The sequence below is a fragment of the Xanthomarina spongicola genome (genome assembly GCF_003148645.1).
GTDB classification, from domain to species: domain Bacteria; phylum Bacteroidota; class Bacteroidia; order Flavobacteriales; family Flavobacteriaceae; genus Xanthomarina; species Xanthomarina spongicola.
In genome coordinates this window covers 145,907-158,577 of record NZ_QGGP01000006.1, presented here as the reverse complement: position 1 = coordinate 158,577, position 12,671 = coordinate 145,907, and the positions used below count along the sequence as shown (strand labels likewise).

Genomic DNA, 12,671 nt, shown 5'->3' with positions numbered 1-12,671 from the left:
TAAACACTACAGTTTTTTTTTTACTAAAGTTCTTTTTATTACCTTTGATTCACCTATTATTTGATTAAATTTTAATTTAAAGCTTTAATTATCAGATAAAATGAATCTATTATTATGAAAAAAATCTACTTATTATTGTTCGCAATAAGCTTATCTTTTATAAGTTTTAGTCAAAGTCCAATAGTTACTATAGACAGAGCAAATGGTCCTGGACCAACTGCTACTGGTAATGCTGTATCAATTTCCTCAATTGGTCTAACCAGAGGTATTGGTGTAAATGAAAGAGCTGGCACTGACTTTAGTTCTAGAGATTGGAATGCTACCACTCAAGCTACTGCAGTTACAAATAATGACTATATGGAATGGTCTGTTACTGGAAACACAAACTTTAATGCAGAAGTTACAGAAATAGATATTCGATTACGAAGAAATCCAAATGGACCTGCTAACTGGCAATTGTTTTATAGTACAGACAACTTTGCAACAGCTGGAATTGCTGTTAATAGTGTTGAAACTTTAGCAGCAGATACAAACGTTGTATATAATTATAATTCCTTAAGTATTAATTCTGGTGCTTCAGGTACTATTACTTTTAGATTATATGCATGGAATGCCACTACAAATGGTGGTTGGCTTCGTGTTAGAAGGCTTGCCTCTTGGTCTGGTTTTGGAATAGCACTTCCAGGAATAAGACTTACCGGAAATATTACTGCCACTTCATCAAATGACGATGAGTCAAATATTATTTCATCTGTTGCTTTTGATCCTTCAGACAATATTGATTATCAATTATATTCTGCTGCTTCTGGGCTTACAACTGCTAATTCATTAAAAATTGGTGAATTTACAATTCAAGATGGTGGCAATGATTTAACTGATGCTGATGCTTTGAGTACTATTTTAACAGATTTAGAATTTGATGTTGTTGGTGAAGCAAATTTTGCTGCACTAGCATTATTTGATGGAGTTACTAATGTTGCTGAAGTAGCATCTGTTGGAGAAACAACTCTGTTTTCTGGAATCAATGGAGGTACTGGGTTAATAGCTCCAGACAATGGAATTAAAACTTTTGATGTTTATGCAACTTTCAGTTCTACAGTAACAGATAATGAGCAAATACAACTTACCATAAGTTCTGCGATACCTGATGGTGTTAATGGATCTACTTTTGCAGCATCTGATGCTGGAGGAGCTGCTACATTAGTAGTTGGTGATGATAATAGAATTGAGGTTACAGCAACACAACTCGTTTTTGATCAACAACCAACAGATGTTAATCAACTAGAAGTAATGACGCCCTATCCTACTGTAAATGCTGTAGATAATAATACTAATTTAGATTTGGATTATACTGGAGTAGTAAACGTTATTTCTTCTGGATTTATGAATCCACCATCCATACTTTATAATATCACCAATGGTGTAGCCACATTAGATACTATAATGTTTTTGCAAGAAGGAACAAATGTTGCATTATTCGCGATTTCATCACCATTAACTGCTGCTGTAAGTACGACTTTTGATATACTAGGACCTTTAGTTCAAATTGCTATACAAGATTTCGATAGTCCTTCACCTGAATGGAATTATACAAATGATATCCCATTCTTTGATAATGGTTGGGGAACTGATGGTTATTATGGTGTTATAGATATTCTTGCTGCTTCACCTATAGATTACACATATTTTTCAAATAACGTTTTAGGAGAAAATGATTTAAATGATGAAGGTGATAACGGAACAACTGGTTGGGCTACAATTTTGTTTGATGACGTTGATATTAGTAGTTTTACCAATGTTCAAGTTCGTTTCGATTGGCAAGTTATAGGTTATGCAAATAACAATGATAATGCTCAATATCAACTTTTTTATGATGGTGTTGGCCAAGGGCGTGTTTTCTTATTTGATGGTGATAATGCAAACCCAATACAAGATGATGAAGGATCTATGGTACTTTCAATTCCAGACTCAGTAGACGAAGTAGCTTTAGAGATACGTATTAGAAGTAATGGTAATAATGGTTACTCTGCTTTTGATAATTTTAAAGTAGTTAGTGTTTTTGACGGATTAGTTTATACTAATAATGCCTGGTCTCCTTATCCTCCTTCTGGTTCTACCGGACTTGAAAATGCTTTTGTAAAAGATGGCAATTATATAGTAGGCTCTAATGTTGAAATAAATAATTTATTTGTTGAAAATGGTGCCACTGTTTCTGTTGCTTCTGGTCAGTCAATGACTGTAAATAGCGACTTAATTAATGGTGGAGATTTAGAATTAAATTCAGTATCAACTAGTTATTCTAGTTTAATTATTGAAGGAAAGTCTACTGGTAATGTGACTTATAACAGACATGTAAACACAAATGCTGCTGTTGGTGGAAATGATTTAATTAGTGCTCCAGTAACTGGACAAACTTTTGGGGATTTTGCATCAAATAATCCAAACATATACTCAAACCCATCTAATACAACTGATAAACTTTTTGGTCCGTTTGACAAAACTACTGATACTTATATAACTTATGACACTGCAATTCCTGCAGAAGCGAGTGTTGTTTTAGAACCTGCAGTTGGTTATCGTGCAGCATCGACAGATGGAGACACGTTTAACTTTGTTGGTATTGTAAACACTCAAAATGTAGATATAAATATTGTTGATTCTGGTCCAACTAACCCAGAATGGAATCTAATTGGAAATCCATATCCTTCATATTTAAAACTATCTACATTTTTAGCTACAAATAGTACTGTTTTCGATCCAGCAAGTTCTGGAATATATGGTTATGATGGTGATGCTTCAGATGGTTATAACATTTGGAATCAGGCATATTCTGATATGCATCCTAATGCAGCAATAACTCCTGGTCAAGGATTTTTAATTGCATCAGCAAGTGGTGGAGCAACTGTATCTTTCACTACTGTTATGAGAACAATAGGTACTACAGACGACTTTATTCCTGGAAGAATATCTAGTATAGAACATTTACAACTAGAATTAAGTAGTTCTGACCAAGTATATAAAACAGATTTTTATTTTACTGATAATGCCACTTTAGGGCTTGATCCAGGTTATGACTCAAGAATTTTAGGTGAATCTGCTCCTTCTTTTTCTATATACTCTCATTTAGTCGAAGAAAATAATGGACATGATATTGCTGTTCAGTCATTAGGGTATACAGACTTTGCAGATGTTACTATTCCTTTAGGTATTAATGCTACACAAGGTGAAGAATTAACTATTAGTATTTTTGATACTAGTTTACCTGAATCAACTAATGTTTATCTAGAAGATTCCGTAGCTAATACAGTAACTCTATTAAATGAAAGTGAATATACTTTTACTACTTCAACTAATTTGAATGGTATTGGTCGTTTCTTTTTAAGATTCTCTGAATCTTCATTATCAACTGAAGAATTAGCTTTTAATAGTTTACATGTTTTTGCAACTGTAACGCCAAAAGCCATTTTTATTAAAGGAAATTTGACAGACACAACCTTAGTTAAGGTATTCGATATGCAAGGTAGATTGGTATTAACTTCTACTTTAGAATCTGGTAGCACACGTAACCAAATTGATGTATCAACATTAGCAACTGGTATTTATGCTGTTTCTGTGTCTAATAAATCTTTAACAAAAACTCAAAAAGTAATTATTAAATAAAATAAATAATACAATTATCTAGTAAATTACTTATTATTGTTTTAATTACAATCTATTAGTATTTTAAAAGTAATTATATAAAATGATTTTTATATTTGCATCATGAATAAAGACTTATCAAAAAATCAAATAACGCGTAACGAAGCGCTAAAAAGAATGGGGAAATATGCAGCTTTAACTGCAATTGGAACTTTCCTTATTTTAAGCCCCAAAAAAGCTCATGCCTCATCACCACCAGATCCAGGTGGAGGAGGCTTTAGAATGGAAGAAGAAGATCCAGAAGATGTTTTTGGAACTAATTAGTTTTGAAGCTTTCATTATCTCCTTATTTAAGTCGTAAAATCCATGGAGTTAATATTTTATGGTTTAAAAATTCTAACGAGTACATTCTCTTAAATGATTTGAATAATTCGCTATTGTCTAGTTTTATTACAAGCAAAGATTATAGCGAATTTTATACATCTATAAACTTATTAGATACGTTTTCAAATGAAATCTCTAAAAAGTTATATTCTGAATTTGAACAATTATTAATTTCTCTTCATTCTACACCATCTCTCTCAACTTCTTCTGATTTAAAAGATAATTCAGACTCCTATTTTATAACTGTTTTTTATAATTTTAATAATTTGATTATAAAAGTTAGTTACCAATCTCTATTCGAGAAAAGCATTATTCACCCTCAATTTTCATATCTAGAAGATACTAGTCCTAACCTAAAAGTTGATTGTACTTTTTCCATTAATAGCAGTGAAAAGGAGTTTCACTTCTTTAAAAACAATACACATAAAGGCACTTACAAGCATAGTGAATATCATCTACTTCAAGGTAGATTTGCCATGGAGTTACTTTGTGCATTAACAGGTAGTGAAGAAACAGATTGGTTAGGTACTTTTCATGCTTCAACTATATCGAATAATAAGGAAGCAGTCATGTTAGTTGGTGAATCTGGAAAAGGCAAAAGCACTTTGGCTACAATTTTAATGGCTAATGGTTACAATTTAATTGCTGATGATTTTACACCAATAATGGCGAAAACACAAAAAATTCATCACTATCCATCAGCAATTTCAATGAAAACTGGTTCGTTTCATGTGTTAGACACCCTTTTAGATAAAATTACTTTTAGTTATAGTACTTCATCTAATATAAAAAAAGGAAACCTAAAATATGTTGTTCCAATTAATAATGTTGAAAAACCCATTACTTGCAAAAAAATTATTTTAGTTGAATATAATCCTCATGCTAAATCATCATTAAAAGAGATTAGTGCTGAAAAAATATTAAATATCTTAATACCAGATTCTTGGATATCTCCTGTACCTGAAAATGCAGAATATTTTCTTAATTGGTTAGAAACTTGTAATTTCTATAAATTAACTTATCATGATTCTGAGGAAGTAGTACTAGAATTTAAGAATATATTAAAAAAATAAAACACTTTAATAAAAATGATTACTCCCTATAATGCTCATAAAGTCATTGCTTCTATCTTGAGTTATAAGAGTGATTTAGTTTTGTTAAAAAAAACCTTGTCTGAACCCTCATTTGATTGGGATACCCTTGTAGAGCTTGGTAGCAGACATCTTATTTTACCAACACTTTATATTCGTTTAAAACAAAAGTCTCTTTTAGATGTATTGCCATTCGAGCTTAAAGAATATCTAGAAGAACTAACAAATATTAATAGGAATAGAAATTTATCGCTTCTTAATGATGCCAATGAAATAAGCAGGCTATTTCAAACCCATAAAATAAATCATATCTTTTTAAAAGGAATGGCTTTATTATCAGCTAACTATTTTAAAGACGCTGGTGAAAGAATGATAGCAGATATTGATATACTGGTTGATACTAAAGATATTGATAAAGCTTATCAATTACTGCTTAATAACGAATTTGATTCAGCCGATGAATCGCCTTTACATAAATACATAGAACATAAACATTTACCTCGATTAATCCCAAAAGAAGGTTTAGCAGCTGTGGAAATACATAGAAGATTATTTAATAGTAGAAAAACAAATCATCTGCTCCCAGAAGACCTCTTATTGAATAAACAACTAACAAATGGTGTTTATATTCCTTCTAACAAAGATCTATTACAGCATAACATTCTAAATTGGCAAATTAATGATAAGGGTTATTATTATTCAAGAATTGGATTTAGAAGTGCTTATGATAGTTTAATTATTTTAAACACACATCAAAAACTTTCAATTAAGGACGAATTGAAAAATTCATATATTAGAAGCTATTATTTAATCCTATCCATCTTTTTTGAAGATATTGAGTTAGACAGTATTAAGACAAGAGGTCTTAAATTAAAATTTTTAAAATATAGGCTTAAAAATCAAATCCTTTCCACTTTTATGGATAGGATATTAAACAAATTACTCTTTTTAAACATCCTATTAAACCGTTTTTATCAATTTATTATGAATAAGAATTATAGGAAAGACGTTATTTCTGACCAAAAGCGTATTTTTAAATTATTAAAAAAACCAAGAATTTAATCGATTATGACTTTTTGTTATATATTTGATTATTATTTTTGATGATGACACAAATAATCTTATTTTTACTTTAAAATACATTATGAACAAATTATTCTTATCAATTTGCCTTTTAATTAGCACGTATGGGTTCAGCCAATCAGAACCAGTTACTGATTACCCTTGGACAATTAGTTTAGGTATAAATATTGTAGACAATGATGGTTTCAGATTTAGTGAGCCTTTTGATACGAAAAATTGGAATTTTAAAAATCCTCTTATAGTTGGAGCTGAAAGACGTTTCACTAATTTTTGGGCTGCAAATTTCTCTTTATCTTTAAACACATTAGAAAACTCTAATTTACAAAACAATGGCTATTTATTAGAAAATAAAACATTATTTGCAATTGATGGAGCTGCAAAATTTTATTATGATCAATTGTTTATGCCTACATACCAATTGAATTGGTTTCAAGGTTATGCAATTACAGGCGTTGGTTTTACTAATGTAGGAAGTTATAATACTGCTACATTTAATCTTGGACTTGGATTTCAATTTTGGCTCGAAAACAACATTGGTTTAAGACTTCAAACAATGGGGAAATGGGGATTCTCAGAATGGGCTTATTTAAAAAACTATATTCAACATAGTGCAGAAGTTATTTATAGATTCTAAATATTCTTTTCATTTATATATAATACAAAAAACTCCTGAATTGCTTCAGGAGTTTTTTTTATAAATTTCAACTTCTTAAAACCTTATGAAGCATTTTCTTTCTTAATTAAATTTAAAGCAGAACCTTCATTATACCAATCTATTTGAGATTGATTGTAAGTATGGTTAGCAACAATTACATTTTTACTTCCATCTGCATGAACAAACTCTAATTTTAAAGGTTTACCAGGAGCAAATTCGTTTAAATCTAGGAAATTAATTGTATCGTCTTCCTGAATTAAATCGTAATCAGATTCATTAGCAAAGGTTAAACCTAACATCCCTTGTTTTTTAAGGTTTGTTTCATGAATACGAGCAAACGATTTTACTAAAACTGCTGCAACACCTAAATGTCTTGGTTCCATAGCAGCATGTTCACGAGAAGAACCTTCACCGTAGTTATGGTCTCCAACTACTATTGAATATATTCCTTTTGCTTTATAATCTCTTGCTACATCTGGAACACCACCAAATTCACCAGTTAATTGGTTTTTTACAAAATTGGTTTTCTTACCAAATGCATTAACAGCCCCAATTAACATGTTATTAGAAATATTATCTAAATGTCCTCTAAAACGTAACCAAGGTCCAGCCATAGAGATATGGTCGGTTGTACATTTCCCGAAAGCTTTAATTAATAATTTAGCACCTGTAATTTTATTTCCAATAGGTGTAAAAGGCTCTAATAATTGTAAGCGCTCTGAATTTGGATTAACAGATACATCTACTTTACTTCCATCTTTAACAGGCTCTACATAACCAGATTCTTTAACATCAAACCCTAATGGTGGTAATTCAAGTCCTTTTGGTTCATCTAATTTAATTTCTTGACCATCTTCATTAATTAACGTATCATTCATTGGATCAAAATCCAATCTTCCTGAAATGGCGATTGCCGCAACCATTTCTGGAGATCCTACAAAAGCATGTGTGTTAGGGTTACCATCGGCACGCTTTGAGAAGTTTCTGTTAAAAGAGTGTACAATGGTATTTTTTTCATCTCCCTTCCTATCGCTTCTATCCCATTGTCCAATACAAGGTCCACAAGCATTTGTAAAGATAGTGGCATTTAAATCTTCAAATATTTTTAAAACGCCATCTCGTTCTGCTGTAAAACGAATTTGCTCAGAACCTGGATTAATTCCAAAATCGGATTTGGCTTTAATATTTTTATCAACTGCTTGTTTAGCAATTGAAGCTGCGCGAGTTAAATCTTCATAAGAACTATTAGTACAAGAACCTATAAGTCCCCAATCAACTTTTAAAGGCCAATCGTTTTTTCTTGCTTTTTCACCAAGATCACCAACTTCTGTTGCTAAATCTGGGGTAAAAGGTCCATTTAAATGTGGGCGTAAGGTATCTAAATCGATTTCGATAACTTGATCAAAATATTGTTCTGGAGACGCGTATACTTCATCATCTCCTGTTAAATATTCACGGATTTTATTTGCTTCATCAGCAATATCATTTCTATCTGTAGCACGTAAATAACGTTCCATAGAATCGTCGTAACCAAAAGTTGAAGTAGTAGCTCCTATTTCTGCTCCCATATTACAAATAGTTCCTTTTCCTGTACAAGATAAATTTTTAGCACCAGGGCCAAAATATTCAACAATGGCACCTGTTCCACCTTTTACAGTAAGAATGCCAGCAACTTTAAGGATTACATCTTTTGCAGATGTCCAACCATTTAAGCTACCTGTTAATTTAACACCTATTAGTTTCGGGAATTTTAATTCCCAAGCCATTCCTGCCATAACATCTACAGCATCTGCTCCACCTACACCAATTGCTACCATTCCTAAACCTCCTGCGTTAACAGTATGAGAATCTGTACCAATCATCATTCCACCAGGAAATGCATAATTTTCTAAAACTACTTGATGAATAATTCCAGCTCCTGGTTTCCAGAAACCAAGACCATATTTATTAGAAACGGATGCTAAAAAGTCGAAAACCTCATTACTGGTTTCATTAGCACGTTTTAAATCTGGTACAGCACCTTGTTTCGCTTGGATTAAGTGATCGCAATGCGTTGTAGTAGGAACTGCAACTTTAGCTTTTCCTGCTTGCATAAACTGCAATAATGCCATTTGCGCTGTAGCATCTTGCAATGCAATACGATCTGGTGCAAAATCTACATAATCTTTACCTCTTTGAAATGCTTTGGTAGGAGTTCCATCCCATAAGTGAGAATATAAAATCTTTTCAGAAAGTGTTAATGGTTTTCCTACAATTTCTCTTGCTTTGTCTACACGTTCTGCCATTGTAGAATAAACTTTCTTTATCATTTCAATATCGAATGCCATATGTTTTATTTATAAGATTATTAATAATTAATTAAGGTCTTGCAAAATTACAAATTTTATAGGAGATTTAAAAATATGTAACAAAATCGATTAATCATTGAATATAATTCAATAAAATATGAATAATTAGGTATTATATTAATGATTTCGTAATTTATTATGCTATAAAATAATAAATTAATAATTGTAAAATTATGATTAATGATTCTAAATGAAGAAAAACTGATTAGAAATTAAAAAAAGAGTAATTTATTAAGGTAATATTTAGAACAAACTTTTAATAATCTGCTCTTCTGAAATACCTTCGGCTTCTGCTTTATAATTTTTAATAATTCTGTGTCTTAGAATACTTCCAGCAACTGCTTGAACATTTTCTATATCAGGTGAAAATTTCCCATTAATAGCTGCATGAGTTTTTGCTGCTAAAATTAAATTTTGTGATGCTCTTGGTCCAGCTCCCCAATCAATGTAGTTTTTTACTAAATCTGTTGCCTCTTTGCTATTTGGTCTTGTTTTTCCAACCATTCTAACAGCATACTCGATAACATTATCTGCAACGGGAATTCTTCGGATTAAATGTTGAATATCTATAATTTCCTGAGCAGAAAATAACGAATTGACTGTAGCTTGTACATCTGTTGTAGTTGTTTTAACAACTTGTACTTCTTCTTCAAAAGAAGGATAATCTAAATTAACAGCAAACATGAACCTATCTAATTGTGCTTCAGGTAATGGATAAGTTCCTTCTTGCTCTATTGGGTTTTGTGTTGCCAATACAAAATAAGGTAAGCTTAAGTTGTAATTATGTCCAGCAACTGTAACAGAACGTTCTTGCATGGCTTCAAGTAAAGCTGCTTGAGTTTTAGGTGGTGTTCTATTAATCTCGTCTGCTAAAATAATATTAGCAAAAATAGGGCCTTTAATAAATTTAAAATGTCTGTTTTCATCCAGAATCTCGCTTCCTAGAATATCGCTAGGCATTAAATCTGGTGTAAATTGAATGCGTTTAAAATCTAAACCTAAAGTTTGGGCAATGGTATTAACCATTAATGTTTTTGCTAAACCAGGAACACCGATTAATAATGCATGACCACCTGAGAAAATAGAAATTAGAATTTGACTTACAACCTGATCTTGACCAACAATTATTTTGGCAATTTCAGTTTTTAATGCTTGATACTTTTTTACTAATTCTTCTATTTTCGCAACGTCTGACATATTTATTTTTTTAACCAGTTACTAGAAAATTCACAGTCTCTATACTCTCCATTAATTTTAATATAGGTTTCCATAATTTTTTCTTCTTGCCATTCTTCAATAACCTTAAAACGTTTTTCGTTTAGAGCCAATTCTTTAATTTTCAAATAATCTCTAGAAAAGTCTGCTACGTGCTCGTCTATTCTATCGCTTACCATCATTATTTTAAATTTTACATTTCCAGTTCTACCTCTATCTGTAATTATTAAACTAACCTCGTTATCTTTTAAATCTTGAATTTGACCATATAATTCTGGATCCATTCTAGTAAGCTCGAAATTATAATCTTGAGTTGCAGGATTAATTAATAGACCTCCTTCACTTTTTGTTTCTTTTTCATCACTAAATTCTAAAGCAGCTTCTGCAAAAGAAATATCTCCATCAACAATACGTTGTCTAATAGTTTCAATTTCTGACTTTGCAGCCAGAACAGCATCTTGAGATACTTCAGGCATTATTAAAATATGACGTACATCGAATTCCTGACCTCTAATTTTTTCTAAATAAATAATATGGTAACCAAACTCAGTTTCGAAAGGTTCTGAAATTTCACCTTCCTGTAATGAGAAAGCAACATCTCTAAACTCTTTTACCATTCTAGGTTTTTTTCTGTATAATGTATAAAGACCACCTGTTTTAATGGACTCTGTATCGTCTGTATATAAGACTACTTTTTGACGAAAACTAGCTCCATTTTCTATAATATCTGCTTTAAACTGTTTTAATTGATCAATGGCTTTTTGTTTGTTTTCTTCAGAAACCTCTGGTTCAATTACTATTTGAGAAACTTTTAATTCTGTACCGAAAGTTGGTCTTTCTTCTACAGGAATTTTACTGTAGAATTGTCTAACTTCCTCTGGAGTTACCTCAACTTCTTCAATAATTTTTCTTTGCATTTCGCTTGCCAACTTATTGCTCTTGTTAATCTCGAACATTTCGTCTCTAAAACTTTTTTCATCTGCTTTATTATAAAAAGCAATAAGCTCTTCCATGGTTTTACCTGACTGATCCAGAAATTGTTGCAATTGATAATCTACAGCAGAACGAATTTCTGCATCAGAAACTACAACACTATCTTGTACTGCTTGATGTGCGTATAGTTTATCTTCTAATAGTTTTCCGAAAAGCTGACAACGTGTTACACCTTCCATAGATGCACCTTGAGCTTTTAATTGTAAAATAGTATTATCAATATCCGAATCAAGAATAATATATTCACCTACAACTGCTGCTACTCCATCTATTTTTCTAGATTGAGATCTGTCAATAGTGTCTGTTTCTACTTCTACTACTTCATCTTCTTCAATAATTATTTGAGAGGAAACTACTTGAGTTACTAAGCATGTTAAACATATTAGTAAGTACTGGTTAAATTTAATTATAGATTTCAAATTTTTTATTTTTAATAGCATCTTTTGTAATGTCTTTTTCTAACTCTCTTATGAGCTCTAATTTTCTTTTATTTATAACGATTTTGTCTATAGTTGGCTTTACATATTCTAATGGAGCTGTATTGTTTCTAAACAAAACATCGTTAATATGCACCAAATATAATCCTAATGAATCTTTGAGTTGTATAAAATTAGATATTTTTAACAGTTCACTTTTATTTTCGGTTGTAATTGCTGGAATTTTATCTACAACTTGATCTACTTTTACCCAAACAGAATCTTTTAATGAATAAGATTTAAACTGTATAGAGATAGAATCTAACTCCTTTTTATCCTCATTATTAAACCTCTTAAATTTTTGTTCTAATTCTTTTAAGTCTAATCTATTTTCTTCTAAATTAATGTACCTAAGCTTTATTAAATCTTCGTTTAATCTAAATACTTGTTTATTCTTGTTATAATAAGCTTCAGCTTCTTCTAAAGTTATTACAGTATCTAGGTTTTTTGCTACTAAGGCTTCTAAATAGGCTTTTGTATAAAGTTCGTTTTTGTATTCTAAGGCTAATTTATTAAAAACTTCTTGTTTGGCTTCGGTTAAATTTCGTTTAGCTCCTCTAACCAGTAATTGCTCTTTTGCCCAGTCATTTATATAACTAGAGACAACCATTGTACTATCTTGGACAGACATACCGTCTTTTAATAAGTCTTTAACATCTTCTTCGTAAAGATACGTTTCATGAACTCTGGCAATAGGAATCCTATCGTCTGTTTCTTTAAAAAAATCGCAAGAAACCAACAGATATAAAACTGGTAATAGATATAATATTTTAGTTTTTAACTTCAA

The 12,671-nt window shown here is 31.0% G+C and carries 9 protein-coding genes; 5 read left to right on the top strand and 4 right to left on the bottom strand.

What is annotated here, in order from left to right; translation table 11 throughout:
• The first annotated feature begins 114 nt into the window (after positions 1 to 114).
• The 5 genes from LX78_RS11885 (at position 115) to LX78_RS11865 (ending at position 6,831) form a co-directional block, all read left to right on the top strand.
• Entirely contained in the window at positions 115 to 3,660 is a 3,546-nt protein-coding gene (locus tag LX78_RS11885; protein ID WP_109682883.1) for a T9SS type A sorting domain-containing protein, read from the top strand.
• A gap of 102 nt (positions 3,661 to 3,762) precedes the next feature.
• Positions 3,763 to 3,963: a hypothetical protein gene (locus LX78_RS11880; RefSeq protein ID WP_109682882.1), complete on the top strand. Its 201-nt coding sequence runs from the start codon at positions 3,763 to 3,765 to the stop codon at positions 3,961 to 3,963.
• Positions 3,964 to 3,965: 2 nt separating this feature from the next.
• Positions 3,966 to 5,096, top strand: coding sequence for a phosphoenolpyruvate carboxykinase (ATP) (locus LX78_RS11875; RefSeq protein WP_109682881.1), 1,131 nt, complete (start codon positions 3,966 to 3,968; stop codon positions 5,094 to 5,096).
• A gap of 15 nt (positions 5,097 to 5,111) precedes the next feature.
• The gene (locus tag LX78_RS11870; RefSeq protein WP_109682880.1) at positions 5,112 to 6,176 is read left to right on the top strand and encodes a nucleotidyltransferase family protein; all 1,065 of its coding nucleotides are present in this window, start codon (positions 5,112 to 5,114) and stop codon (positions 6,174 to 6,176) included.
• Between the two features lie 82 nt (positions 6,177 to 6,258).
• On the top strand, positions 6,259 to 6,831 hold the full coding sequence (locus tag LX78_RS11865; protein WP_146192578.1) for a porin family protein: 573 nt from the start codon (positions 6,259 to 6,261) through the stop codon (positions 6,829 to 6,831).
• Positions 6,832 to 6,914: 83 nt separating this feature from the next.
• On the opposite strand, the gene LX78_RS11860 is transcribed toward LX78_RS11865, so the two are convergent.
• The 4 genes from LX78_RS11860 to LX78_RS11845 form a co-directional block, all read right to left on the bottom strand.
• Entirely contained in the window at positions 6,915 to 9,179 is a 2,265-nt protein-coding gene (locus LX78_RS11860; RefSeq protein ID WP_109682878.1) for an aconitate hydratase, read from the bottom strand.
• Between the two features lie 264 nt (positions 9,180 to 9,443).
• Positions 9,444 to 10,397 carry an AAA family ATPase gene (locus LX78_RS11855; RefSeq protein WP_109682877.1) on the bottom strand — a complete coding sequence of 318 codons (954 nt, stop codon included), beginning with the start codon at positions 10,395 to 10,397 and terminating at the stop codon, positions 9,444 to 9,446.
• A 2-nt stretch (positions 10,398 to 10,399) separates the two neighbouring features.
• Positions 10,400 to 11,848, bottom strand: coding sequence for a peptidylprolyl isomerase (locus LX78_RS11850; protein WP_109682876.1), 1,449 nt, complete (start codon positions 11,846 to 11,848; stop codon positions 10,400 to 10,402).
• Positions 11,811 to 12,671 (bottom strand): peptidylprolyl isomerase, encoded by an 861-nt coding sequence (locus tag LX78_RS11845; RefSeq protein WP_109682875.1) that lies wholly within the window; start codon positions 12,669 to 12,671, stop codon positions 11,811 to 11,813. The genes LX78_RS11850 and LX78_RS11845 overlap by 38 nt, the downstream gene beginning before the upstream one ends.

What these genes read in the sequence shown, in the direction of transcription:
- LX78_RS11885 (WP_109682883.1), top strand. Translation starts at nt 115, where the DNA reads ATGAAAAAAATCTACTTATTATTGTTCGCAATAAGCTTATCTTTTATA.
- LX78_RS11880 (WP_109682882.1), top strand. Translation starts at nt 3,763, where the DNA reads ATGAATAAAGACTTATCAAAAAATCAAATAACGCGTAACGAAGCGCTA.
- LX78_RS11870 (WP_109682880.1), top strand. Translation starts at nt 5,112, where the DNA reads ATGATTACTCCCTATAATGCTCATAAAGTCATTGCTTCTATCTTGAGT.
- LX78_RS11865 (WP_146192578.1), top strand. Translation starts at nt 6,259, where the DNA reads ATGAACAAATTATTCTTATCAATTTGCCTTTTAATTAGCACGTATGGG.
- LX78_RS11860 (WP_109682878.1), bottom strand. Translation starts at nt 9,179, where the DNA reads ATGGCATTCGATATTGAAATGATAAAGAAAGTTTATTCTACAATGGCA.
- LX78_RS11855 (WP_109682877.1), bottom strand. Translation starts at nt 10,397, where the DNA reads ATGTCAGACGTTGCGAAAATAGAAGAATTAGTAAAAAAGTATCAAGCA.
- LX78_RS11850 (WP_109682876.1), bottom strand. Translation starts at nt 11,848, where the DNA reads ATGCTATTAAAAATAAAAAATTTGAAATCTATAATTAAATTTAACCAG.